The organism is Streptomyces changchenzhani (assembly GCF_039766235.1).
Classification (GTDB): domain Bacteria; phylum Actinomycetota; class Actinomycetes; order Streptomycetales; family Streptomycetaceae; genus Streptomyces.
The window spans coordinates 208,184-234,093 of the sequence record NZ_JBDHNH010000002.1; the positions used below are offsets into that span (position 1 = coordinate 208,184).

A 25,910-nucleotide genomic window follows, 5' to 3' on the forward strand; every position below is an offset into this window, starting at 1 on the left:
GGGTCGCGATCGCTGGACACCTCAGCTGCCTCGCGATCAATGAAACAGCCGCCATACGCCACACTTAGGCGCTCTTTAGTAGGCGAGTGTCCCAACTCACCTGCGATTCACAATCGGAACATCACGCTGTGCGGAGATTTGTCCGAGTAAATACTTTTGGCGCCCGGCTTGCCGTCTGCCATAGTCGGAGCCACGACCCCCATTGACCCGGGCCAGGTCGTCGTAAGCGCCGTGGATCACACCCCCCCCGTTCCACGGCTGCTCCACAGAAGCCCCCGAAGCGGTGCACGCCGACCGCTGGGGGCTTCTGTGTTTCCCGTACCCGCACAACGCACCCGGCACCGGCATCACCGGTCGGCGGTGCGCTCCGTCACCCGCATCTCGAACCAGGTGTTCTTGCCGCGCGGCAGCAGATCCACGCCCCATCGGTCGGACAGCTTGTCGACGAGGAACAGGCCCCGCCCACTGGTGTCCAGCTCATGCACCGGCATCAGGCAGGGCAGGCCGCGCGACGGGTCGCGCACCTCGATCCTTATCCAGCCCCTGCGGCGCAGCATCCGCAGCCCGAAGACGCGGGCGCCGGTATGCCGCACGGCGTTGCCAACGAGCTCCGAGACGAGCAGTACCGCGTATTCGGAGGTCTGCGGGGAGAGCGCCCACTGGCGCAGCACCACACACTGCGTCAGCCGCCGGGCAGTGGCTGCGGATTCGGGGCGCGAGGGCAGCCGAACCTCTTCGTCCGTCGGATTTCCGAACAACTCCAGTGCTTTTAGCCCCTGTTCATCCTCAACCGCAGGCATCCACCGCGCGGCGGTCGCGCTGCCGCGCGGCCGCGGCTGTTCCACACCTTCCAGCCCCGCCATGCCACCATCATGGCCGCACAGCGGACCTTCCGGGGGTGTCGTAAGGCATATGCCAAGGACGGCGTGCCCCCTTTCACAACCCCTCCGACCTGCGATTACCTCCCGCTCATAAGTGATCACCGAGGGTTGCTCACAAGGCCGTCTTGAGGCTGCTTTAAGGCCGACTTAATCCGCTCAAGAGGAGTACACCCCCAACCGACTTCCGGTCAGAGGAACTTCGCCCTACCCGGCCCCTCGTCGACAAAACTGCGCATTCCACGCTCCCGGTCCTCGGTCGCGAACAGCCCGGCGAACCAGTTCCGTTCGATCGTGAGCCCCGTCTCCAGGTCCGTCTCCAGACCCGCGTCGACGCACTCCTTCGCGGCGCGCAGCGCCGTCGCGGGCCCCTGCGCGAGCTTCGCGGCCCAGGCGTGCGCCTGCTCGTACACCTCGGCGGCCGGCACCACCCGGTCGACCAGACCGATCGCCAGCGCCTCCTCCGCCCGCACATGGCGCCCGGTGAAAATCATGTCCTTGGCCCTGGACGGGCCGACCAGGCGCGCGAGGCGCTGGGTGCCGCCCGCGCCGGGGATCAGACCGAGCAGGATCTCGGGCTGGCCGAGCTTGGCGTTGTCACCGGCGATACGGAAGTCGGCGCACAGTGCCAGCTCGCAGCCGCCGCCCAGCGCGTACCCGGTGACCGCGGCGACGACGGGCTTGGGGATGCGGGCCACGGCGGTGAACGAGTCCTGCAGGGCCCGGGACCGTACGATCATCGCCGCGTGGTCCATCGCCTGCATCTCCTTGATGTCGGCGCCGGCCGCGAACACCTTCTCGCCGCCGTACAGCACGACGGCCCGCACATCGTCGCGCCGGGTCGCCTCATCGGCGAGCTCGCGCAGCCGGTCCTGCGTGGCGACGTCCAGTGCGTTCATCGGGGGGCGGTCCAGGCGGATGGTGCCGACGCCCTCGGAGACTTCGAGATTCACAGTCATGCGAACGAGGTTAGCGCCCGTTAACGACAAGACAACGGGCCCGGCGCACCTGGTCCAGGTGCGGCGGGCCCGTGCGTACTGCGCGTACTGCTACTTCTTCCACTCCGACCAGGACATGTTCCAGCCGTTGAGGCCGTTGTCCGGCTGGATCTGCTTGTCGTTGGAGTTCTTCACGACCACCACATCACCGATGATCGACCGGTCGAAGAGCCAGGCGCCCGGCAGCTTCTTGTCGTAGCCGCCCCGCACGTCCTGGAGGCCGACGCAGCCGTGGCTCGCGTTGGACGAGCCGAACACTCCGGCGCCCGCCCAGTAGTTGCCGTGGATGAAGGTGCCCGAGGTGGACAGGCGCATCGCGTGCGGCACGTCCTTGATGTCGTACTCGCCGCCGAAGCCGACGGTGGCGCCGTTCATGCGCGTCACCTGGTACTTCTCGCTGATCACCATCTGGCCGTTGTACGTCGTCGTGGACGGCGCGCCCGCGGTGATCGGAATGGTCTTGAGTACCTTGCCGTCACGCTTGACGGTCATCGTGTGGGCCTTGGCGTCCACGACGCTGACCTGGCTGCGGCCGACGGTGAACTTCACGGTCTTGCTCTGCTTGCCGTACACCCCGGGCCGGCCCTCGACCCCGTCGAGGTTCAGCTTCAGCGTCACCTTGGTGCCCTTGGCCCAGTACTTCTCGGGACGCAGGTCGAGGCGGTCGTTGCCGAACCAGTGGCCCTCGATCGGCACTGCGGGCTCGGAGGTCACCTTGACCGCCTTGCTGACGTCCTCCGGCTCGGTGATGCCGCGGCTGAAGCGGACCGAGACGGGCATTCCGACGCCGACGGTCGAACCGTCCTCGGGCGTGAAGTACGCGACGAAGGTGTTCTTCGGGACGAGCGTGGTGAAGGTGATGTCCTTCGCCGACTCGCGGCCCTCGGCGTCCTTGGCTATCGCGTGCACCTTGTACTTGGTCGCGGCGCCGAGGTGGCGCTCCGGCTCCCAGGCGGTGCCGCCGCCGGTGATCCGGCCGTCTACCTTGTTGCCCTTGGTGTCCTCGACCGTGACAGACGTCAGCTTGCCGTTGTCCGCACCGATCTTGAGGGCGCCGCTCGTGGCGACGTCCTTCGCACCGTCCTTGGGTGCGACCGTCACCACCGCCTGGGAAGCCTTCGTGTCGGTCTTCCCCGCGCTGCCCTTATCCTTGCCGTCGCCGGAGTCCGAACCCCCACCGCACGCCGTAACCAGCAGCAGCATCGCCCCCAGCAACAGGGCGAGCAGACCTTGCCCCCGCCTCGCCCCGGCCGATGCCCCCGATATCCGCTGCCTGTTCACTTTTCCGATCTCCCCTCGCACGGCCTGGCCCCAGCCATGGCCCGCACCCCGCACGCAGCTCCCACGCGCCTTGGAAAAGATAAGCACACCGGGCGTATCGGGACCTCCCCGCGTATGTCACCGTTCCGTCCCAAGTGCGCAGCGGGGCGCGTGCGAGCCATGCAGGTCAGCGGGGGTTACCTGAGGGCGGAACCGGCCTTCCAACGGTTCCACGCCATGTTCCAGCCGCCGAGGCCGTTGTCGGGAGCGACCTTTCGGTCATGCGAGTTGATCACCTCGATCACGTCCCCGACGAGCGTGCGGTCGAAGAACCAGCCGGCCGGGGTCGCCGAGCTGCCGCCCTTCACATCGCGCAGCCCGACGCAGCCGTGGCTGGTGTTGGCCGACCCGAAGGTCCCCGACGCGGCCCAGTAGTTGCCGTGCAGGAAGGTGCCCGAGGTGGTCAGCCGCATCGCGTGCGGCACGTCCGGGATGTCGTACTCACCGCCGAATCCGACCGTCTGACCGTTCATCCGCGTCACGTCGTACAGCTCGGTGACGACCATCTTCCCGTTGTACGTCGTGTTCTTCGGCGCCCCCGCGCTGACCGGCACGCTCACCGGCGCCTCCTGGCCGCGCCGCACCACCATCGTGTGCGTCTCGGCGTCCACCGTGGAGACTTGGGAGCGGCCGACGGTGAAGCCGACGGACTTCTGCTGGATGCCGTACACGCCGGGCGACGCCTGTACGTCGCGCAGTTTCAGGGCGACGCTCACCCGGGTCCCCGGCTTCCAGTAGTCGCGCGGCCGGAAGTCCAGCCGCTGCTTGCCGAACCAATGGCCGGTGACCTCCACCGGCGGCTCCGAGCTGACCTCGATGGCGCGCTCGACCGCGGCGCGGTCGGTCACCTCGCGGTTGAAGTCAAAGGAAACGATCATGCCGGTGCCCACGGTGGAGCGGTTCTCCGGCTTGAAGTAACCGATGAAGCGGTGCTCGGGGACGTACGTCGTGAACGAGGTGTGCCGGGCCGATCGGCGGCCGTCGCCGTCCAGCGCCACCGCGTCGACCGTGTACTTGGCGGCCAGCAGCAGCCGCCCGTCCACCGGCTTCCAGCTCAGGCCGTCCGGCGAGATCCGCCCCTCGACCTCCTGCGGCTCCGCGTCCTCGACCCGCAGCACCTTGACTCTCTCCAGCCGCCCGTCCGGGACCTTCACCTCGATACGGCCGTCCGCCTTGATGCCCTTCGCCCCGTCGTCGGGGAGAATCCTGATCGCATCCCTGGGCGAACGCGGCTTGTCGCCGAAGCCCAGACCGCCCCCTCCGCCGGTACAGCCGGACAGTCCGGCGATCAGTCCTGCCCCTGCCAGTACGGCGGCCAGCGCCGTCCGTGCGCGTCTCACTGCGTCTCTCACGTCCGGCCCAACGATCGCCCCCCTCCGGGGGAAACGTGAGTACGACCGCTGTTCCGGGCAGAACAGGTGCAGGGAGCCACACCAGGAAGCCGCGGCCGGGATGCCGCACGGCCTGGGAGGATCCGCCGGTCCAGCCGAGCCGCGGGAGGCCTACAGGTGTCGAGCGCACCCGAGCGACAGGCAGTTGCAGTATCGGGGGCGGTGCGGGCCGGGCGGCCCGCACCGGCCGGGGTCAACGGGCACCGCCCGGAGCCCGCCGAGGCCCGGCCACCCGTGTGGCCCGGTGCGCCCACTCCGCTCGGGGCGCGCTTCCGCGTTGGTCCCGACAAAGTGGCGGGCACCAACTTCGCGCTGTGGGCGGGCGGGGCGGAGGCCGTCGAGGTGTGCCTGTTCGACGAGGACGGCGCCGAGACGCGCTGCCCGCTGACCGAGCTGACGCACGAGATCTGGCACGGCTTCGTGCCGGGCATCCGGGCGGGACAGCGCTACGGCTTCAGGGTGCACGGCCGCTGGGACCCGTGGACGGGCGCCCGCTGGAACCACGCGAAGCTGCTCCTCGACCCGTACGCGCGGGCCGTGGACGGAGACTTCACGCTCCCCAGTGAGGTGTACGGGCATGTGCGGGACTGGCCGCAGCAGCACGTGGCCGACACGGTCCGCGACGACCGGGACTCCGCGCCGTACGTCCCCAAGGGTGTGGTCGTCCACGCGGACGCCCCCGACGACGAGTGGGTGGACGACCGGCGGCCCAAGACGCCGTGGGCCGACACGGTCATCTACGAGCTGCATGTGCGCGGCTTCACCAAGCTGCACCCGGGCATCCCGGAGCCGCTGCGCGGCACATACGCGGGGCTCGCCCACCCTGCCGCGATCGAGCATCTCGTACGGCTGGGGGTGACGGCCGTCGAGCTGCTGCCGGTGCACCAGTTCGCGCACGAGGACCATCTGCTGCGGCGCGGCCTGCACAACTACTGGGGCTACAACTCCATCGGCTACTTCGCGCCGCACGCCGGATACGCGGCGACGGGGACGGCCGGCCAGCAGGTCGAGGAGTTCAAGGGGATGGTGCGGGCGCTGCACGCCGCCGGCATCGAGGTCATCCTCGACGTGGTTTACAACCACACGGCGGAGGCCGGCGAGCTGGGCCCGACGCTGTCGCTGCGCGGCATCGACAACCGCGGCTACTACCGGCTCCAGTCCGACGCCCGGCGGTACGCCGACTACACGGGCTGCGGCAACACCCTGCACGTGGTCCAGCCGCACGTCCTGCGGCTCATCACCGACTCCCTCAGATACTGGGTCACCGAGATGGGCGTCGACGGCTTCCGCTTCGACCTGGCCGCGGCACTGGCCCGCTCGATGCACGACGTCGACATGCTGTCCCCGTTCCTCGCGGTCATCGCCCAGGACCCGGTGCTGCGCCGGGTGAAACTGATCGCCGAGCCGTGGGACGTCGGCAGCGGCGGCTACCAGGTGGGCGCGTTCCCGCCGCTGTGGACGGAGTGGAACGACCAGTACCGCGACGCCGTACGGGACTTCTGGCGCGGCGCCCTGCCCGACGTCCGGGACCTGGGCTACCGCCTGTCGGGCTCCAGCGACCTCTACGCGTGGGGCGGCCGGCGCCCGTACGCCTCCGTCAACTTCGTCACCGCGCACGACGGTTTCACCCTGCGCGACCTCGTGTCGTACGAGCAGAAGCACAACGCCGCGAACGGGGAGGCCAACCGGGACGGCACCGGCGACAACCGGGCGTGGAACTGCGGCGCGGAGGGCGAGAGTGACGACGTACGGGTCAACGAGCTGCGCCGCCGCCAGCTGCGCAACATGCTCACCACGCTCCTGCTGTCCACGGGGGTGCCGATGCTGGTGGCGGGCGACGAGATGGGCCGCACCCAGGGTGGCAACAACAACGCGTACTGCCAGGACAACGCGACCAGCTGGATCGACTGGTCCCTGCTCGAAGAGCCGGGCTGGCGCGGCCTGTTCGCGCTGACGTCCCGGCTCCTTGCCCTGCGCCACGCGCATCCGGTGCTGCGCCGCCGCGCCTTCTTCTCGGGCCGCCCGCAGGCCGCGGACGGGCTGCGGGACCTGGCCTGGTTCACGCCGCGCGGTGCGGAGATGACCGAGCAGGACTGGTACGCGCCCGCCTCGACGCTGGGTCTTTTCCTGTCGGGACGAGACATCCCGGGGCGCGACGCGCGGGGGGCGCAGGTGAGCGACGACAGTTTCCTGGCGATCCTGCACGCGGCGGACCGCCCGGTGAGCTTCCTGCTGCCGGGCCCGCCGTGGGCCCAGTCGTACGAGCTCGTCGTCGACACCTCGATGGAGGTCCAGAGCGACGAGCCGGGCACCCTGTTCCAGGGGGGCGGTTCGGTGACCGTGCCCGCCAGGTCGGTGCTGCTGCTCCGGGTCCAGTCGTGAGGATGCGCCAGTCGGCGGGGTCGGGGTGGCGTACGACCGGGCGGGGGCGGCCTCCGCCGAAAACCAGATGAACGATGTCAGTGGTGAACCATAGGCTCGCTACTGATGCCAGAAACACGTTCAGTACCTCAGCGCCGATCGGCCGTACGCTCGCTCCTGCGGTTGTGGCCCTACGTGCGCCCGGTGCGAACCCGCCTCTTCGGCGCGGCATTTGTCGCTGTTTTCGCTTCCTGCCTCAGCCTGGTCTTCCCGTTCGCCCTGAAGTGGATCGTGGACGGGCCGGTCGCGGACAGCAATCCGGGCGGGGTGTGGCTGGGCGCCGCGGTCCTGCTGGTGCTCGGCGTGGTGGAGGCGGTGCTCTTCGGCATACGGCGGTGGATGGTGGCGCGGCCGCTGGCCGGTGTCGAGGCGGCGATGCGGGCCGACCTCTACCGGCATCTCCAGCGGCTGCCGATGGCCTTCCACGACCGGTGGGCGTCGGGGCAGTTGCTCTCGCGCGGCACGACGGACTTGATGATCGTGCGGATGTTCCTGGCGTTCCCGCTGACCTTCCTGCTGGTCAACGGGGTCACGATCCTGGTCGGTTTCGTCATTCTGCTGTTCCAGGAATGGTCGCTCGGACTGGTGCTGCTTGGGCCCGTGATCCCGATGGTGGTGCTGTGCTCGCTCTTCGAGTCGAAGTACTCCGGGGTCTCACGGCTCTCCCAGGACCAGGTCGGTGATCTGACGACGGTGGTCGAGGAGAGCGTCCTGGGCATTCGCATCATCAAGGGCTTCGGCCGCCACCGCAGCCAGGCCGTCGCATTCCGTGAGCTGTCGCTGAAGGTGCGCGGCACGGAGCTGGTGAAGGCCCGGCTGCTGGCGGCCATCTGGGCGCTGATCACGGTCCTGCCGGAGCTGGCCATCGGCGCGGCGCTGGTCCTCGGCACGGTCCAGGTCGCGGACGGCGTGCTGTCGGCGGGGACGCTGGTGGCGTTCCTGTCGACGGCGCTGGCGCTGCGCTGGCCGGTGGAGTCGATCGGCTTCCTGCTGGCGATCAGCCAGGACGCGGCGACCGCGACCGACCGGTACTTCGAGGTGATGGACGCGCCGGAGGAAGCAGACGCGGGTACGGAGACGGGCGCGGTTCCGGCCTCCTCCGGGACGGTCGGCGGGATCCGCTTCGAGGGCGTCATGTTCCGCTATCCCGACGCGGCTTCGGACTCCCCTCCCGTGCTCGCGGACATCACCCTGCACATCAGACCCGGCGAGACGATGGCGATCGTCGGGGCCACCGGCAGCGGCAAGACCACGCTCACCACGCTCGTACCGCGGCTGCACGAGGTCACCGGCGGGCGCATCACGCTCGACGGCGCCGACATCACCGCGCTGCCGCGCGAGCGGCTGCGGGAGCTGGTGTCGGTCGCCTTCGAGGAACCCACGCTCTTCTCGGCGACGGTCGGCGAGAACGTACTGATGGGCGCGGTGGGCGCGGGTCAGGCGGAGCTGGAGCGGGCGCTCGACACCGCGCAGGCCCAGTTCGTACGAGATCTGCCGCACGGCGCCGGTACGCAGGTCGGCGAGCAGGGGCTGAGCCTGTCCGGCGGGCAGCGGCAACGCCTCGCGCTGGCGCGGGCGGTGGTGGGCGAACCCCGGTTCCTCGTACTGGACGATCCGCTTTCGGCGCTCGATGTGCACACCGAGACGCTGGTGGAGGCGGCGCTGCGGCGGGTGCTTGCGAGGACCACCGCGCTCGTCGTCGCGCACCGGCCGTCCACGGTGCTGCTCGCCGACCGGGTCGCGCTGCTCTCCGACGGCCGGATCACCGCCGTCGGCACCCACCACGAACTGCTGCGCAGCAGCGACGAGTACGCCTGGCTGATGTCGGGTGCGGGCGACGGCGAGCCCGTCACCACCGCAGGCAAGGGGGACCACGCATGACCACCACCGTGGACGGCAGGCCGGTACCCGAATCCGACTCGGGTACCGGCGAGGGAACTCCGCCCGACCCGGGGACCGTTCCCGTGGCGCGGACCGGTGACCTCTTCGACCGCGACGCGCTGCCCACCGTCAAGGGGGCGACGGGCACACTGCTGCGCTCGCTGCTACGGGCCAGGCGGGGCAAGGTGATCGTCGCCGCGCTCCTCCTGCTCCTCCAGCAGGCCGTGGTGCAGGCGGGGCCGCTGCTGGTGGCGTACGCGATCGACCGCGGCGTACCGGCGCTCAGGCGCGACGACTTCGGGCCGCTGATCGTGGTCGGGGCCGGGTATCTGGTGTGCGCGCTGGGCGCGGGGGCGCTCCAGTACGCCTTCATCCAGGCGTCCGCCCGCGTCAACCAGGACGTGCTGCTCGATCTGCGCGGCCGGATCTTCCGCCACGCGCAGGCCCTGAGCGTGGACTTCCACGAGCGGTACACCTCGGGGCGGCTCATCTCTCGCTCCACGACGGACGTGGAGTCCCTGCGGGAGCTGCTTGGCGAGGGCCTCCAGGAGCTGCTCGGGGTCATTCTGTCCGTCGTCTACATCTGCGCACTGCTGCTCTATCTGGACATCGGACTCGGCGGGCTCGCGGTGCTCTCCTTCGTACCGCTGTATCTGCTCGTGCGGCTCTATCAGCGCCGCGCCGGGCGCATCTTCAGCAGACGTTCCACGGCGATCGCCGCCGTCATCGTGAAGTTCGCGGAGACGATCAACGGCATCCGGCCGGTCCGGGCGTTCCGCCGCGAGGATGCGAACGACGCCGACTTCCGGGTGCTCAACCACCGCCACGAGCTGACGAACGGCGACACCCTCCTGGAGATGGCGCGCTATGTGACCGGCTCCAGGCTGGTGGCGAACAGCGCGATCTCGGGGCTCGTGCTGTGGGGCGCGTACCGGGTCGCGGACGGCACGCTGGCGCTCGGGGTGCTGGCCGCCTCTGTGCTCTATCTGCGGCGGCTGTACGACCCGATCGACCGGCTCGGCATGTTCCTCAACTCCTACCAGTCGGCGGCCGCCTCACTGGAGAAGATCGCGGGCCTGCTCGCTCAGACACCGACCGTGCCGGAGCCCACGCAGCCGCGCGAGCTGCCGTCGACGGTCCGCGAACACCGGGGCCGCGAGGTCGTCTTCGCCGGGGTCAGCTTCGCCTACCGCACGGGCGGCGAGGTGCTGCCGCGCTTCGACCTGACGCTCCCGGCCGGCCAGACGGTCGCCGTCGTCGGCTCGACGGGCGCGGGCAAGTCGACGCTCGCCAAGCTGCTCGCCCGCTTCTACGACCCGAACGAGGGCCAAGTCCTGCTCGACGGAACGGACTTGCGCGACCTCGCGGTGCCGGAGCTGCGCCGCGGGGTGGTCATGGTGACGCAGGAGGCCTTCCTGTTCTCCGGAACGGTCGCGGAGAACATCGCCATCGGCCGCCCGGACGCCACCCGCGCGGACATCGAGCAGGCGGCGAAGGCCATCGGCGCGCACGAGTTCATCAGCACGCTGCCCGAGGGGTACGACACAGATGTACGCAAGCGGGGCGGCCGGATCTCGGCGGGCCAGCGCCAGCTGGTGGCCTTCGCCCGCGCACTGCTCGCCGACCCGGCGGTGCTGATCCTCGACGAGGCCACGTCGTCCCTGGACATCCCGGGCGAGCGGGCCGTCCAGCGCGCGATGCACACCGTGCTGCACGGCCGTACCGCCGTGGTGATCGCCCACCGCCTGTCGACGGTGGAGATCGCCGACCGGGTACTGGTGATGGAACACGGCCGCGTCGTCGAGGACGGCGCCCCGGCCGAACTCATCGCGGGGACCGGCCGGTTCGCCGGTCTGCACCGGGCGTGGCGGGAGAGCCTGGCATGACGGCGGCGGGGCGGCGACCGGGGTCGGTGGGCGTTCGCGACCAGGTCACCCCCGCGCCCCCGTGGAGTGCTGGCTACGCTTGCGGCATGACGACGCACAGGGCCGCCCACGTGAGCGTTGACGCGATGATCGACGACCTCAGGACACTCGTCGAGGTCGAGTCGCCTTCGCGCGATCTCGACGCCCTGACGGCGTCGGCCAAGGCGGTCGCCGCCGTCATCGAGAGCCGTCTCGGCGGACAGGCCGTCCTCGTGGAGAGCGAAGCGGGGCCGCATGTCCACTGGTCGGCCGGTGGCGATCCCACCGTGCTGGTCCTCGGTCACCATGACACCGTATTTCCGCTCGGCACCCTTGAACGCCGCCCGTTCAAGGTCGAAGGCGGGCACGCGACCGGCCCCGGGGTCTTCGACATGCTGGGCGGTCTGGTGCAGGCCGTGCATGGCCTGGCGACGCTCGACGACCGGTCGGGCGTCGAGATCCTGGTGACCGCCGACGAGGAGGTCGGCTCCGGCTCGTCCCGCGCTCTCCTCGAAGAACGGGCCCTGGCCTGCGGCGCTGTGCTGGTCCTTGAGGGCGCCGCCGACGGTGGAGGCCTGAAGACCGGCCGCAAGGGCTGCGGCACCTTCCAGGTCTCCGTCACGGGCCGGGCGTCGCACGCGGGCCTTGAGCCCGCGGCCGGGATCAACGCCCTGATCGAAGCGGCACACCAGGTACTGGACATCGCGGCGCTCGGCCGACCCGGGATCGGCACGACCGTCACCCCGACCGTCGCGTCCGCGGGAACCCTGGACAACGTCGTTCCCGCGGAGGCGACCGTCGTCGTGGATGTCCGGGTCGAGTCGGTCGGCGAGAAGGAACGGATCGAGTCCGCGTTCGCGGCGCTGGCCCCGCATCTCGACGGGGCGGAGATCACGGTTCGGGGAGCTGTCGGCCGCCCCCCGATGCCCGAGTCGGCGTCGGCCGAGCTCTTCGCGCTGGCGAAGCAGCTGCTTCCCGACCTCGAAGGCAGGGCGGTCGGCGGCGGAAGCGACGGCAACTTCACCGCCGCGCTGGGAGTGCCCACGCTGGACGGCCTCGGAGCGGTCGGGGGTGGCGCCCACGCCGATCACGAGTACCTGGTGGTCGAGGCCATGGCCGAGCGGGCGAACCTGGTCGCCGGGCTGGTGAAGGCGATTCGGAACACCTAGTCCAGGGGCCGGCCGTCGCGGTCGAGTCGGAGGACCGGGCCCTTCAGGACACCGGGATGTCCGGCGAAAAGTGGATGGCACGGAACGAGCCACAGTTCGAAGCCATCACCGCGGCCGGTACGTACCCCTTGCTCAACAGCATGTTCGAACAGGACGAGTTCGAGCTCGACATCGACACCCTCTTCGAATTCGGTCTGCGCAGGACCCTGGACGGTGTCGGGGCGATGCTCGGAAACAGTCGGTAGGTATTGCCGAAACGTCCGGTTAACGAACGTGACCATTCGGGCAACGGACGATTTTTGGCCAACTTCTTGATGCGCTCCTGACAGGTACTCGTCCTGACTGGCACTCTTCCCCCGATCCACGCATCACTCGCACCTCAGCACGTAGCTCGTACTGACGCTCTGCCTGTTTGTTCTTCCGTTCTGCTGTCTTGCCCGGCCGGCCCACCCAGTCGCCCGGTACCTCCTTCGCAGATGGAGTTCGCGTGAGACCCACAACCCCCCGCAGGCGTAACCGCGCCACCGCTACCGGCGCGCTGATCGCCGCCACCGCTCTGCTCGCCGTCGGCGTGCAGGCCGGCGCCGCAAGTGCCAGCCCCGACTCGGGGGCTGCCACCAAGGCGGCCGCACAGCCCAACCCGGGCGCCCTGCCCGCCAAGCTCTCCCCCGCACAGCGCGCCGAGTTGATACGCGAGGCCAACGCCACCAAGGCGGCCACCGCGAAGGAACTCGGCCTCGGCGCCAAGGAGAAGCTGGCCGTACGCGATGTCGTCCAGGACCGTGACGGCACCACCCACACGCGCTACGAGCGCACCTACGACGGACTCCCGGTCCTGGGTGGCGACCTCGTCGTCGCCGAGACCAAGGCAGGGAAGACGGAGGCTGTCACCAAGGCGTCGAAGGCCGAGCTGAAGGCCGTCGACACCACCGCGGAGGTCGCTCCGGCGGCAGCCGAGAAGCAGGCGCTGAGCGCCGCCAAGGCGGAGGGCTCCACCAAGGCCGACGCCAGCCGGGCGCCCCGCAAGGTCGTCTGGCTGACCGACGGCAAGCCGGCGCTGGCGTACGAGACGGTCGTCGGGGGTCTCCAGCACGACCAGACCCCCAATGAGCTGCACGTCGTCACCGACGCCTCGACCGGCAAGAAGCTGTTCGAGTGGCAGGCCATCGAGAACGGCACCGGCAACACCCAGTACAGCGGCCAGGTGCCGGTGGGCGCCACCCAGTCGGGCTCCACCTTCAACCTGACCGACGGTGGCCGCGGCAACCACAAGACGTACAACCTCAACCGCGGCACCTCGGGCACCGGCACCCTCTTCTCGGGCCCCGACGACATCTGGGGTGACGCCACCCCGCAGAACGCCGAGACCGCGGGCGCCGACGCGGCCTACGGCGCGGGTCTCACCTGGGACTACTTCAAGAACGTGCACGGCCGCACCGGCATCAAGGGTGACGGCGTCGGCGCGTACTCGCGGGTCCACTACGGCAACGCGTACGTCAACGCGTTCTGGTCGGACTCCTGCTTCTGCATGACGTACGGCGACGGCGCGGGCAACACCAAGCCGCTGACCTCGATCGACGTCGCGGCGCACGAGATGACGCACGGCGTCACCTCCAACACCGCCGGCCTCGTCTACAGCGGCGAGTCGGGCGGCCTGAACGAGGCGACCTCCGACATCTTCGCGGCGGCCGTCGAGTTCAACGCCAACAACGCCCAGGACGTCGGTGACTACCTGGTCGGCGAGAAGATCGACATCCGGGGCAACGGCACTCCGCTGCGCTACATGGACAAGCCGAGCAAGGACGGCTCGTCCAAGGACGCCTGGTACTCGGGCCTCGGCGGCATCGACGTCCACTACTCCTCGGGCCCGGCGAACCACTGGTTCTACCTGCTCTCCGAGGGCAGCGGCACCAAGACCATCAACGGCGTCAACTACGACTCGCCGACCTCCGACGGCCTGCCGGTGACCGGCATCGGCCGTGCGAAGGCCCAGCAGATCTGGTTCAAGGCGCTCACCACCAAGTTCAACACGCGCACCGACTACGCGGGCGCCCGTACCGGCACCCTCGCGGTCGCTGGTGAGCTGTACGGCGCCACCAGCGCCGAGTACAAGGCCGTCGCCGACGCGTGGGCCGGCATCAACGTCGGCAGCCGCCCCGGTGGCGAGACCGGCACTTCCTTCGAGAACCTCGTGGACGTCGCCATCCCGGACAACGGCGCCGCGGTGACCTCCTCGGTCACCTCCACCAAGACGGGTGCCGCTCCGGCCACCCTCAAGGTCGCAGTGGACATCGTCCACACCTGGCGCGGTGACCTGGTCGTCGATCTGCTCGCCCCGGACGGAACCGCCTACCGGCTGAAGCCCTCCTCGTCGAACGACTCGGCCGACAACGTCAAGGAGACGTACACGGTCAACGCGTCCTCCGAGACCGCGAACGGCATCTGGAAGCTCAAGGTCCAGGACGTCGCCGCGCAGGACACCGGCTACATCAACAGCTGGAAGATCACCTTCTGACGAGTAGTCAGATCTGCTCTGCCGACTGAAACAGTGCCCGGGGCCACCGGCCCCGGGCACTGCCCGTGTGCGGGGCCGGTAAATCCGGGCCCCGCCCCTGATCACCGCAGCAGGACCCCCGCCGCCTCCCCCGTCGTCTCCGAAGGCACCGCGACCAGGCCCAGGTCCGCGTGGGTCGCCAGCAGGCGGTGGGCGGGGAGGATGCGGACCGTGTAGCCGAAGGGGCCGGTACGGTCCAGGGCGAGCGGGCCCTCGTACACCCAGCGGCCCTCCAGATCGGGGCCGCCCGTCGGCTTCAGCGGGAAGGTCCTGGCCTCGCCGATCGCGTCGTCCGGGTCGACCCGGCCCGCGACCGCCTGCACCTCCACGTCGTCCGGCGCCAGCGCGCCGAGCGCCACGCGCACCCGCAGGGCCAGGGTGGCGCCGAGCTCCGCGGTGCCGTTCACTGCGGTCGGCGTCAGCGCCTCCACATGGTCGACGGCGACCTGCGGCCACGCCGTACGCACCCGGGCCTTCCACAGGGCCAACTCCCTTGCGGCGTCCGGGTCCAGGGACCGGTGGGCGTGGGCGGCCGGAGCGTACAGCCGCTCCACGTACTCCCGCACCATGCGTCCCGCCAGCAGCTTCGGGCCGAGCGTGACCAGGGTCTGGCGGACCATCTCGATCCAGCGGTCGGGCAGCCCGCCAGGTCCCCGGTCGTAGAAGCGCGGGGCGACGTGCTGCTCGATCAGGTCGTAGAGCGCGTTCGCCTCCAGCTCGTCGCGGCGGTCGTCGTCGGTGGCCGCGCCGTCGGCGGTCGGGATGGCCCAGCCGAAGTCCGGCTCGAACCACTCGTCCCACCACCCGTCGAGCACCGACAGGTTGAGGCAGCCGTTGAGCGCCGCCTTCATCCCGCTCGTCCCGCACGCCTCCAGCGGACGCAGCGGATTGTTCAGCCACACGTCACAGCCCGGGTAGAGCTTCTGGGCCATCCGCATGCCGTAGTCGGGCAGGAAGACGATCCGGTGGCGCACCCGCGGGTCGTCCGTGAACCGCACCAGCTCCTGCACGAGCCGCTTGCCGCCGTCGTCCGCCGGATGGGCCTTGCCCGCCACCACGATCTGGATGGGCCGCGTCGGGTGGAGCAGCAGCTCCATCAGCCGGTCGCGGTCCCGCAGCATCAGGGTGAGCCGCTTGTACGAGGGGACACGCCGGGCGAAGCCGATGGTCAGGACGCCCGGGTCGAGGACGTCGTCGACCCACCCGAGCTCCGCCTCGCCCGCGCCGCGCTGGCGCCAGGACGCGCGCAGCCGCTCCCGTACCTCCTGGACCAACTGCTGCCGCAGGGTGCGCCGCAGGTCCCAGATGTCGGTGTCCGCGATGTCGGCGACGGTGTCCCAGCGCTGCGAGTCGCCCACCGACAGCGCCTCCTCGGTGCGGCTCAGGCCGATCTGCCGCGCGCCGAGCCTGATGACCTCGGGCGCTACCCAGGTCGGTGCGTGCACACCGTTGGTGATCGAGGTGATCGGCACCTCTTCCGGGTCGAAGCCCGGCCACAGACCGGCGAACATCGAGCGGCTGACGGCGCCGTGCAGGGTGGAGACGCCATTGGCGCGCTGCGCGAGCCGCAGTCCCATCACCGCCATGTTGAAGAGGTTCGGCTCGCCGCCCGGGTAGGTCTCCATGCCGAGCTGGAGGATCCGTCCCACGTCGAGGCCGGGCAGCTCGCCCTGGTCCCCGAAATGGTGCGCGACGAGCTCGCGGTCGAAGCGGTCGATGCCGGCCGGTACGGGGGTGTGCGTCGTGAAGACGGTCCCGGCCCGCACCGACTCAAGCGCCGCGTCGAACTCAAGCCCCTGGGAGCCGAGTTCACGGATGCGCTCCAGGCCGAGGAATCCGGCGTGCCCCTCGTTCGTATGGAAGACCTCCGGCTCGGCGTGCCCGGTGAGCCGGCAGTAGGCCCGGACCGCCCGGACCCCGCCGATGCCGAGGAGCATCTCCTGGAGCAGCCGGTGCTCGCTGCCTCCGCCGTACAGCCGGTCGGTCACATCGCGCTCGGAGGCCGCGTTCTCCTCGACGTCCGAGTCGAGCATCAGCAGTGGTACGCGCCCCACTTGGGCCTGCCAGATGTGTGCGCGCAGCGAGCGTCCGCCGGGCAGGGCGAGCACGACCTGGGTGGGGGTGCCGTCGGGCTCCCTGAGGAGTGAGACGGGCAGTTCGTTGGGGTCGAGCACCGGGTAGTGCTCCTGCTGCCAGCCGTCGCGGGACAGGCTCTGCCTGAAGTAGCCGTGCCGGTAGAGCAGTCCGACGCCGATGAGCGGCAGCCCCAGGTCGCTGGCGGCCTTCAGGTGGTCGCCGGCGAGGATGCCGAGGCCGCCCGAGTACTGCGGCAGGGCGGCGGTGACTCCGAACTCGGGCGAGAAGTAGGCGACGGCGCGCGGGAGTTCGGCTCCCTCGTCGTTCTGTTTCTGATACCACCTGCTGCCGTTCAGGTAGTCGTCGAGGTCGTCGGAGGCTTCGGTCAGTCTGCGCAGAAAGCGCCGGTCGTCGGCCAGCTCGGCCAGGCGCCGGGACGGCACGGTCCCGAGCAGTCGTACGGGATCGCCCCCCGCGGCCACCCAGCCGTCGGGGTCGACGGCCTGGAACAGCTCACGGGTCTCGGTGTGCCAGGACCAGCGCAGATTGCGGGCGAGGTCGCTGAGTGGTCGCAGGGGTTCGGGCAGGACGGGGCGGACGGTGAATCGACGAATGGCCTTCACGGGTTCCACCTTCGCAGGGAGGTACACATCCGAGGGGACCCACCGCGGTGTGCGCCCCTCCGTCATCCCCGACGTTAGTGGCAGTGCGCCGTTCGTCACCACGGCGCACACGGGGGCGGCCTGCGGGTCCCTCACCGCCCCCGCGCGCGGTCGCGGCGGCGCACGCGGACACGCTCGTGCACCACCTCCACAGCCCCACCGGACCCACGGGAAACACCGGGTCGGCCCCGCCTCCGGGCGCGGGCGACCCGGTTTCAGATTTCACCCGGTATTACGCGGCAGTAGTTAACACAGCACCGGATTGCCCACCCGATGTGGGAGGGAAGGCTCCTCCGGTACGCACACAATCGAACCCTCAGCCGATCTGAGTCGGTCCACCCGAGTGAACGTGGACAGGAGCGGTCATGCCCGCAGCCCGTCAACCGTCAGCGGAGCAGCTAAATAGGACAGACCTCCATAAGTCCCGAAAACGCGAGCCGCGGTCAGCCACGGCCGCACTGCCCCCAGGTGAGCCAATGATCGGTCGTATTCCCGTCCTGGACGTACGCCCCGCAGTCGACTGCGGGAGAAGGCCCGCCAAGGCGGTGGCAGGTGAGACGTTCCAGGTCACCGCCACCGTTTTCCGCGAGGGCCACGACGCGGTCGCCGCCCAGGTGGTCCTGCGCGACCCGGCGGGCCGCGACGGGCCGCGCATCCCGATGAGGGAGCTCGCTCCCGGCACCGACCGGTGGGGCGCCGAGGTCGCACCGGACGCCGAGGGCCGCTGGACGTACACCGTGGAGGCCTGGAGCGACCCCGTGTCAACCTGGCGCCACCACGCCCAGATCAAGATCCCGGCCGGTATCGACACCGATCTGGTCCTCATCGAGGGCGCCGAGTTGTACGAACGGGCCGCCTCCGGTGTCCCCAAGGATGACGGGCGCGAGGAGGTGCTGGCCGCCGTCGACGCGCTGCGCGACACCGCGCGGCCCGCCGCCGCCCGGCTGGCCGCGGCCCTCGCCCCGGAGACCGACGCCGCGCTGAGCCGCCATCCGTTGCGCGAACTGGTGACGTCGTCGCGGCCGATGCCCCTGCTGGTCGAGCGCGAGCGGGCGCTCTTCGGCTCCTGGTACGAGTTCTTCCCGCGCTCGGAGGGGGCCCGTACCGAGAAGGACGGCACCCTGGTCGGCGGCACGTTCCGGACGGCCGCCGAGCGGCTGACCGCCGTCGCCGCGATGGGCTTCGACGTGATCTATCTGCCGCCGGTGCACCCCATCGGCCGCACCTTCCGCAAGGGACCGAACAACACCCTCTCGGCGTCCGCGTCGGACGTCGGTGTCCCCTGGGCCATCGGCTCCGCCGACGGCGGACATGACGCACTCCACCCCGACCTCGGCACCTTCGAGGACTTCGACCACTTCGTGGCGCGCGCCCGTGACCTGCGCATGGAGGTCGCGCTGGACTTCGCGCTGCAGTGCTCGCCCGACCACCCGTGGGTCACCGAGCACCCCGAGTGGTTCCACCACCGGGCGGACGGCACCATCGCCTACGCGGAGAACCCGCCGAAGAAGTACCAGGACATCTACCCGATCGCGTTCGACGCGGACATGCCGGGCCTGATCGCCGAGACCACGCGGCTGCTGCGCTTCTGGATGGGCCACGGGGTGCGGATCTTCCGCGTCGACAACCCGCACACCAAGCCGGTGGTCTTCTGGGAGCGGGTGATCGCGGACATCAACGGCACCGACCCGGACGTGATCTTCCTCGCCGAGGCCTTCACCCGTCCGGCGATGATGCAGACCCTGGGCGCCATCGGCTTCCAGCAGTCGTACACCTACTTCACCTGGCGCAATACCAAGGAGGAACTGACCGAGTACCTCACGGAGCTCTCCGGCGACGCCGCCTCGTACATGCGGCCTAATTTCTTCGTGAACACCCCGGACATCCTGCATGGCTACCTCCAGGACGGCGGCCGTCCCGCGTTCGAGGCGCGGGCCGTGCTGGCTGCCACGCTGTCGCCGGCCTGGGGCATGTACGCGGGATACGAACTCTGTGAGCACACCCCTGCGCGGCCGGGCAGCGAGGAGTACCTTGACTCGGAGAAGTACCAACTGAGGCCCCGGGACTGGGAGTCGGCGGAGCGCGAGGGACGCACCATCGCCCCGCTGATCACCACGCTGAACCGGCTGCGACGCCGCCACCCCGCCCTGCGGCAGCTGCGCTCCCTGCATTTCCACCACACGGACAACGATGCGCTCATCGCGTACTCGAAACGCTCGGGATCGAACATCGTTGTGGTCGTCGTCAACCTCGACCCTCACCACACCCAGGAGGCCACGGTCTCGTTGGACATGCCGGAACTCGGCCTCGACTGGCTTGATTCCGTCCCGGTGCGCGACGAGCTCACCGGCGAGACCTATCTCTGGGGCAGGGCCAACTATGTGCGCCTCGATCCGGGCCGTACGCCCGCGCACATCGTCGCCCTGCGACCGTCCCCGCCGATCGGAGGGTCACCCACATCATGATCGTCAATGAGCCCGTCCACGACACATTCGAGGACACGCCCGCCAAGGACCGCGATCCCCAGTGGTTCAAGCGCGCCGTCTTCTACGAGGTGCTCGTACGCTCATTCCAGGACAGCAACGGAGACGGCGTAGGCGACCTCAAAGGCATTACCGCCAAGCTGGACTATCTCCAGTGGCTGGGCGTCGACTGCCTCTGGTTGCCGCCGTTCTTCAAGTCACCGCTGCGCGACGGCGGTTACGACGTGTCGGACTACACGTCCGTCCTCCCCGAGTTCGGCGATCTCGCCGACTTCGTGGAATTCGTCGACGCCACACACCAACGCGGCATGCGCGTGATCATCGATTTTGTCATGAACCATACGAGCGACCAGCACCCGTGGTTCCAGGAGTCGCGGTCCGATCCCGACGGCCCCTACGGCGACTACTACGTCTGGGCCGACGACGACAAGCAGTTCCAGGACGCCCGGATCATCTTCGTCGACACGGAGACCTCCAACTGGACGTTCGACCCGGTCCGCAAGCAGTACTTCTGGCACCGGTTCTTCTCCCACCAGCCGGATCTCAACTACGAGAACCCGGCCGTGCAGGAGGAGATGATCTCGGCCCTGCGCTTCTGGCTGGATCTGGGCATCGACGGTTTCCGCCTCGACGCCGTGCCCTACCTCTACCAGGAGGAGGGTACGAACTGCGAGAACCTGCCGCGCGCCCACGCCTTCCTCAAGCGGGTGCGGGCCGAGATCGACGCGTCGTACCCGGACACCGTGGTGCTCGCCGAGGCCAACCAGTGGCCGGAGGACGTCGTCGACTACTTCGGCGACTTCGAGTCCGGTGGCGACGAGTGCCACATGGCCTTCCACTTCCCCGTGATGCCGCGCATCTTCATGGCCGTGCGCCGCGAGTCCCGCTACCCGGTCTCAGAGGTCCTCGCCAAGACCCCGGCGATCCCGTCCAACTGCCAGTGGGGCATCTTCCTGCGCAACCACGACGAGCTGACGCTCGAAATGGTCACGGACGAAGAGCGCGACTACATGTACGCGGAGTACGCCAAGGACCCGAGAATGCGCGCCAACATCGGCATCCGGCGCAGGCTCGCCCCGCTGCTCGACAACGACCGCAACCAGATCGAGCTGTTCACGGCCCTTCTGCTGTCGCTGCCGGGCTCGCCGATCCTCTACTACGGCGACGAGATCGGGATGGGCGACAACATCTGGCTCGGCGACCGCGACGCCGTCCGCACGCCCATGCAGTGGACACCGGACCGCAACGCGGGGTTCTCCTCCTGCGATCCGGCCAGGCTCTCGCTGCCGGCGATCATGGACCCGGTCTACGGCTACCAGGTCACCAATGTGGAGGCGGCGATGACTTCGCCGGCCTCGCTGCTGCACTGGACGCGGCGGATGATCGAGATCCGTAAGCAGAATCCGGCCTTCGGCCTCGGTTCCTACACCGAACTGCCGTCGTCCAACCCGGCGGTGATCGCCTTCCTCCGCGAGCACAAGGACGACCTGGTGCTGTGCGTGCACAACTTCTCGCGGTTCGCCCAGCCCACCGAGCTGGATCTGCAGTCCTTCAACGGACGGCATCCGGTGGAGCTGATCGGCGGGGTGCGTTTCCCGGCCATCGGCGAGTGGCCGTATCTGCTGACCCTCGCAGGTCACGGCTTCTACTGGTTCCGGCTGCGCAAGGACACGTCACTGCTGTTGAAGAAGCACACCTGAGGTCCCACCCGGGCGGGGCGGTTTCCACCGCCCCGCCCGGGGCACTCTCCCCCTCGTAATCGGGTCCGTACGGAGCATCCTGACCCGACACTCCCCACGCTCGCCGCGGGGAGAACCCCACGCACCGCCCGGACAGCTACGGTCGCAATCCGGGACACTCTGCGCATCCTGTGGTGTGCCCGGGGAAAGGACGCGATGCCATGTCGGAGGCTGCATCCACCCGGAGTACGGCATCAATCCGGAGTACGGAGTCACCCTGGAGTACGGAGTCCTCCACCACCCCCGTGGCTCCTCCACCGACCCTGCTCCCCTCCCTCGTCCCCCTGCTCCGGGAATGGCTGCCCAGGCAGCGCTGGTTCGCGGGCAAGGGCCGGCCGATCACCGGCTTCACCCTGATCTCGGCAACCGAGCTGCTGCCCATGGGCTCCGCCTCGGGCCCCGGCCTGCTGCATCTCCTGGTACGGGTCCAGCAGCCCGTGCCGTCCGCGCAGCCGCCGCCCGTCGCCGACTGCTACCAGCTGCTCATCGGGGTGCGGGCCACCCTGCCGGTCCCGCTGGCCCCGGCCCTCATCGGGCACGTCCAGGACGGGCCGCTGGCCGGCCGCACCGTGTACGAGGCACTCCAGGACCCGCGCCTCGCCGAGCTGCTCCTTCAGCGGCTGCGCACACCGGGCACACCGGGCACCCTGCGCTTCCAACGCGACCCGGCCGTCACCGTCCCGGCCGGGCTCAGCCCCCGGATGCTCACCACCGAGCAGTCCAACTCCTCGCTGGTGTACGGCGATGCGTACATCCTCAAGGTCTTCCGCCGGATCCACCCCGGCCTCAACCCCGATCTGGAACTGCCGCTCGCCCTGGCCCGCAAGGGCTGCGGCCGGGTGCCCGCCCCCGTCGCCTGGTTCGAGGCCGCCAACACCGAGGACCGGCAGGAGCCGTACACCCTGGGCGTCCTCCAGCCCTTCCTGTACGGCTCCGAGGACGGCTGGCAGCGCGCGCTGCGGGCGCTGAGGGCCGGTGACGACTTCACGAGCGAGGCCTGGGCCCTGGGCCGGGCCACCGCCGAGGTGCACACCGCGCTCGCCGACGCCCTGCCGACAATGACGCTGAGCAAGCAGCAGACGGAGCTGCTGGCCGGCGCGATGACCGAGCGCCTGGAAGCGGCGGCGCAGGCGGTGCCCCAACTCGTCCCGTACGTACCGGCGCTGCGCACCGCTTTCGACGCGGTCGCCGCGCTCGGCCGGGCCGGCAGGGCCTGGTCCGTCCAGCGGGTGCACGGCGATCTGCACCTGGGGCAGACCCTGCGGGCGCCGGACGGCGAGTGGTCGGTCATCGACTTCGAGGGTGAGCCCGCGCGCCCGCTCACCGAACGGCGACGACCGCAGCCGGTGGTCCGTGATGTCGCGGGCATGTTCAGGTCCTTCGACTACGCCGCCCGTTCCTGCGAGCCGTGGGACCCGGGCTGGGCGGAGCGGTGCCGCGCCGCGTTCTGCGAGGGGTACGCGCACTCCTCGGGCTCCGATCCGCGCGAGGAACCTGAGCTGCTGCGGGCGTACGAGACCGACAAAGCGATCTACGAGGTGCTGTACGAAGCCCGGCACCGGCCCGACTGGCTGCCCGTACCGCTGGCGGCGGTCCACCGGCTGGCCGCCGACGCGCGGCCGGCCCCTGCCCCGGCCCCTGCCCCGGCCGCGCCCCCCGCCGGGGAGCCGGACGTGAAACCGGACGTGAAGCCGGACGTGGCTCCGGACGCGAAACCCGATGTGGCTCCGCCCCCCGCTGCGGGCCCCGAGGCCGACAGCACGGCCGGTTCCGGCACATGACTCACCCCTGCCCGACCACCGCACCCGACCGGACCCTCCCGAGGAGGCCGCACCAGTGACCCCCCGTCCGCCGTCCCGCAAGCCCGGCAAGCCCGCCGAATCCCCGAGCCCGCCGCCCGCGCCGCCCGCCTTCCTGCCCGCGCCCTCGCACGAGATGGAGCCCGCCGGGCCCGGCCGGGCCGCGCATCCCGCGCCCGACTCCGATGTGAAGGCGGTGCAGGACAGGCAGGCGGCACCGGTCACCACGGGTGTGCACGCGCCGCCGGACGAGGTGGACGCGTCACCGGTGCGGCCGAAGCCGAAATCGGCCAAGCCGCCCAAGGCGCCCAAGCCGGAGAAGGCGGAGAAGGCGGAGAAGGCCGCCAAGCCGGAGAAGTCGTCAAAGCCCGAGAAGCTCCCCAAGGCGGCCGGGGCAGCCAGGACGTCCGGCCCCGCCCGGAGCGGCAGCCCCGGCGTACAGCCCGCCGAGCCCCTCGACGACGGGGAGCGGGAGCGGCTGCTGACCGGCTCGCACCACGACCCGCACGGTCTGCTCGGCGGCCACCCGGTGCCCGGCGGCGTCCGCTTCCGGGCGCTGCGGCCGTACGCGACGGCTGTCACCGTGCTCGCCGACGGCCTGCGGGCCGAGCTGATCGAGGACGGTGACGGGCTGTTCTCCGGTGTGCTGCCGCTGAGTTCCGTCACCGAGTACACGCTGCTCGTCTCGTACGCGGACAACGAGCTTGAGATGCAGGACCCGTTCCGCTTCCTGCCCGCCCTCGGTGATCTCGACCTGCATCTGGTCGGCGAGGGCCGTCACGAGGAGCTGTGGCGGGCGCTCGGCGCGATGCCCATGGTGCACCAGGAGGTGACCGGCACCCGCTTCACCGTCTGGGCGCCGAACGCGCGTGGTGTGCGTATCGCCGGGGACTTCAACTACTGGGACGGCACCGCGTATCCGATGCGCTCGCTGGGCGCCACCGGCGTCTGGGAACTGTTCGTGCCGGCGGTCGCCGAGGGCGCGCTGTACAAGTTCGACATCGTGCGCCCCGACGGCAGCCACACCCTGCGCGCCGACCCGATGGCCCGGCGCACCGAGGTGCCGCCCGCCACCGCGTCGATCGTCACGGCCTCGCACCATGTGTGGCACGACGAGCACTGGATGGCGACGCGCGCCCGGCGGCCGGTGCACGAGGCGCCGTTCTCCGCGTACGAGGTCCATCTGGCTTCCTGGCGACCTGGCTTGACGTACCGTCAGCTTGCCACCCAGCTGCCGGCGTACGTGAAGGACCTGGGCTTCACCCATGTCGAGCTGATGCCGGTCGCCGAGCACCCGTACGGCGGCTCCTGGGGCTACCAGGTCACCGGCTTCTACGCGCCGACGTCCCGGATGGGCACGCCCGACGACTTCCGGTATCTCGTCGACGCGCTGCACCGGGCGGGCATCGGTGTTCTGGTCGACTGGGTGCCCGCGCACTTCCCGCGCGACGCCTGGGCGCTCGCCGAGTTCGACGGCCGCCCGCTGTACGAGCACGAGGACCCGCAGCGCTCCGCCCACCCGGACTGGGGCACCCTCGAATTCGACTACGGGCGCCCGGAGGTCCGTAACTTCCTGGTCGCCAACGCGACGTACTGGTGCGAGGAGTTCCACATCGACGGGCTGCGCGTCGACGCGGTCGCCTCGATGCTCTACCTCGACTACTCGCGCGAGCACGGCGAGTGGTCACCGAACGAGCACGGCGGCCGGGAGAACCTCGACGCGGTGGCCTTCCTCCAGGAGATGAACGCCACCGTCTACCGCCGCACCCCCGGCGTCGTCACCATCGCCGAGGAGTCGACGGCCTGGGACGGCGTCACCCGGGCGACGCACCACATCGGCCCCGGCGGTTTCGGCGGGCTCGGCTTCGGCCTGAAGTGGAACATGGGCTGGATGCACGACTCGCTGGACTACGTGGCCAAGGAGCCCATCCACCGCAGGTACCACCACCACGAAATGACCTTCTCGATGGTCTACGCGTACAGCGAGAACTACGTCCTGCCCATCTCGCACGACGAAGTGGTGCACGGCAAGCTCTCGTTGGTGAGCAAGATGCCCGGCGACTGGTGGCAGCAGCGGGCCACCCATCGCGCGTATCTCGGCTTCATGTGGGCGCACCCCGGCAAGCAACTCCTTTTCATGGGGCAGGAGTTCGCGCAGGGAGCGGAGTGGTCGGAGGCGCACGGGCCCGACTGGTGGCTGCTCGATCCCTCCTACGCGGCGGAGCCCGACCACCGGGGTGTGCGGGACCTGGTCCGTGACCTCAACGCGGTGTACGTGGCCACGCCCGCCCTGTGGGAGCGCGACACCGTCCCGGACGGCTTCGCCTGGGTGGACGGCGACGCCGCCGAGGACAATGTCTTCGCGTTCCTGCGCTTCGACGCCGAGGGCACGCCGCTGCTGGCCGTCTCCAACTTCTCACCGGTCGTACGGCACGAGTACCGGGTCGGCGTCCCCGACGACGTGGAGGCCTGGACCGAGGCGCTGAACACGGACGCGGCCAGGTACGGCGGCAGCGACGTGCACCGTACGGAGCCGATCAAGCCGGAGTCGGTCGCCGCGCACGGGCGCCCGGCGAGCGTGCAGCTGACGCTGCCGCCGCTGGCGACGGTGTGGCTCAGGCCGGTCACCTGAGCC

15 protein-coding genes are annotated in these 25,910 nt (G+C 70.1%); 10 read left to right on the forward strand and 5 right to left on the reverse strand.

The genetic code is table 11. The features are described from left to right. Positions 1–347: 347 nt before the first annotated feature. From ABCR94_RS09180 to ABCR94_RS09195, 4 genes are all read right to left on the reverse strand, one after another. Positions 348–863, reverse strand: a complete 516-nt coding sequence (locus ABCR94_RS09180) for an ATP-binding protein (RefSeq protein ID WP_347118702.1) — start codon at positions 861–863, stop codon at positions 348–350. Between the two features lie 206 nt (positions 864–1,069). Continuing rightward, a complete protein-coding gene (locus tag ABCR94_RS09185; protein WP_347118703.1) occupies positions 1,070–1,837 on the reverse strand; it encodes an enoyl-CoA hydratase/isomerase family protein in 768 nt (255 codons plus the stop codon). Positions 1,838–1,927: 90 nt separating this feature from the next. Beyond that, the gene (locus tag ABCR94_RS09190) at positions 1,928–3,157 is read right to left on the reverse strand and encodes a L,D-transpeptidase (RefSeq protein WP_347118704.1); all 1,230 of its coding nucleotides are present in this window, start codon (positions 3,155–3,157) and stop codon (positions 1,928–1,930) included. A gap of 176 nt (positions 3,158–3,333) precedes the next feature. Further along, the gene (locus ABCR94_RS09195; RefSeq protein WP_521976564.1) at positions 3,334–4,548 is read right to left on the reverse strand and encodes a L,D-transpeptidase; all 1,215 of its coding nucleotides are present in this window, start codon (positions 4,546–4,548) and stop codon (positions 3,334–3,336) included. Between the two features lie 156 nt (positions 4,549–4,704). Between ABCR94_RS09195 and glgX the strand changes: the two genes are divergently transcribed. The 6 genes from glgX (at position 4,705) to ABCR94_RS09225 (ending at position 14,477) form a co-directional block, all read left to right on the forward strand. Beyond that, positions 4,705–6,969, forward strand: coding sequence for a glycogen debranching protein GlgX (gene glgX, locus ABCR94_RS09200; protein ID WP_347118706.1), 2,265 nt, complete (start codon positions 4,705–4,707; stop codon positions 6,967–6,969). Positions 6,970–7,074: 105 nt separating this feature from the next. Next, positions 7,075–8,889, forward strand: coding sequence for an ABC transporter ATP-binding protein (locus tag ABCR94_RS09205; protein WP_347118707.1), 1,815 nt, complete (start codon positions 7,075–7,077; stop codon positions 8,887–8,889). Beyond that, positions 8,886–10,775: an ABC transporter ATP-binding protein gene (locus ABCR94_RS09210; protein WP_347118708.1), complete on the forward strand. Its 1,890-nt coding sequence runs from the start codon at positions 8,886–8,888 to the stop codon at positions 10,773–10,775. The genes ABCR94_RS09205 and ABCR94_RS09210 overlap by 4 nt, the downstream gene beginning before the upstream one ends. An 86-nt stretch (positions 10,776–10,861) precedes the next feature. After that, on the forward strand, positions 10,862–11,962 hold the full coding sequence (locus tag ABCR94_RS09215; RefSeq protein ID WP_347118709.1) for a M20/M25/M40 family metallo-hydrolase: 1,101 nt from the start codon (positions 10,862–10,864) through the stop codon (positions 11,960–11,962). A 56-nt stretch (positions 11,963–12,018) separates the two neighbouring features. Next, entirely contained in the window at positions 12,019–12,207 is a 189-nt protein-coding gene (locus ABCR94_RS09220) for a TetR/AcrR family transcriptional regulator C-terminal domain-containing protein (protein WP_347118710.1), read from the forward strand. A 242-nt stretch (positions 12,208–12,449) separates the two neighbouring features. Then, the gene (locus tag ABCR94_RS09225) at positions 12,450–14,477 is read left to right on the forward strand and encodes a M4 family metallopeptidase (RefSeq protein ID WP_347118711.1); all 2,028 of its coding nucleotides are present in this window, start codon (positions 12,450–12,452) and stop codon (positions 14,475–14,477) included. 101 nt (positions 14,478–14,578) lie between these two features. Here ABCR94_RS09225 and glgP read toward each other — a convergent pair whose 3' ends face one another. Beyond that, on the reverse strand, positions 14,579–17,215 hold the full coding sequence (glgP, locus tag ABCR94_RS09230) for an alpha-glucan family phosphorylase (RefSeq protein WP_347118712.1): 2,637 nt from the start codon (positions 17,213–17,215) through the stop codon (positions 14,579–14,581). A 515-nt stretch (positions 17,216–17,730) separates the two neighbouring features. Between glgP and ABCR94_RS09235 the strand changes: the two genes are divergently transcribed. The 4 genes from ABCR94_RS09235 (at position 17,731) to glgB (ending at position 25,907) form a co-directional block, all read left to right on the forward strand. Then, positions 17,731–19,719, forward strand: a complete 1,989-nt coding sequence (locus ABCR94_RS09235; protein ID WP_347118713.1) for an alpha-1,4-glucan--maltose-1-phosphate maltosyltransferase — start codon at positions 17,731–17,733, stop codon at positions 19,717–19,719. Then, on the forward strand, positions 19,716–21,437 hold the full coding sequence (gene treS / locus ABCR94_RS09240) for a maltose alpha-D-glucosyltransferase (RefSeq protein ID WP_347118714.1): 1,722 nt from the start codon (positions 19,716–19,718) through the stop codon (positions 21,435–21,437). The genes ABCR94_RS09235 and treS overlap by 4 nt, the downstream gene beginning before the upstream one ends. Positions 21,438–21,637: 200 nt before the next feature. Continuing rightward, positions 21,638–23,257 (forward strand): maltokinase N-terminal cap-like domain-containing protein, encoded by a 1,620-nt coding sequence (locus ABCR94_RS09245; RefSeq protein WP_347118715.1) that lies wholly within the window; start codon positions 21,638–21,640, stop codon positions 23,255–23,257. Positions 23,258–23,312: 55 nt separating this feature from the next. Beyond that, entirely contained in the window at positions 23,313–25,907 is a 2,595-nt protein-coding gene (glgB, locus tag ABCR94_RS09250; protein WP_347118716.1) for a 1,4-alpha-glucan branching enzyme, read from the forward strand. Positions 25,908–25,910 lie beyond the last annotated feature (3 nt).

Bases quoted from the DNA above. Each gene is read 5' to 3' on its own strand.
- treS (WP_347118714.1), top strand. From the start codon at position 19,716: ATGATCGTCAATGAGCCCGTCCACGACACATTCGAGGACACGCCCGCC.
- ABCR94_RS09185 (WP_347118703.1), bottom strand. From the start codon at position 1,837: ATGACTGTGAATCTCGAAGTCTCCGAGGGCGTCGGCACCATCCGCCTG.
- ABCR94_RS09210 (WP_347118708.1), top strand. From the start codon at position 8,886: ATGACCACCACCGTGGACGGCAGGCCGGTACCCGAATCCGACTCGGGT.
- ABCR94_RS09215 (WP_347118709.1), top strand. From the start codon at position 10,862: ATGACGACGCACAGGGCCGCCCACGTGAGCGTTGACGCGATGATCGAC.
- ABCR94_RS09235 (WP_347118713.1), top strand. From the start codon at position 17,731: ATGATCGGTCGTATTCCCGTCCTGGACGTACGCCCCGCAGTCGACTGC.
- ABCR94_RS09220 (WP_347118710.1), top strand. From the start codon at position 12,019: ATGTCCGGCGAAAAGTGGATGGCACGGAACGAGCCACAGTTCGAAGCC.
- ABCR94_RS09180 (WP_347118702.1), bottom strand. From the start codon at position 863: ATGGCGGGGCTGGAAGGTGTGGAACAGCCGCGGCCGCGCGGCAGCGCG.
- ABCR94_RS09245 (WP_347118715.1), top strand. From the start codon at position 21,638: ATGTCGGAGGCTGCATCCACCCGGAGTACGGCATCAATCCGGAGTACG.
- ABCR94_RS09205 (WP_347118707.1), top strand. From the start codon at position 7,075: ATGCCAGAAACACGTTCAGTACCTCAGCGCCGATCGGCCGTACGCTCG.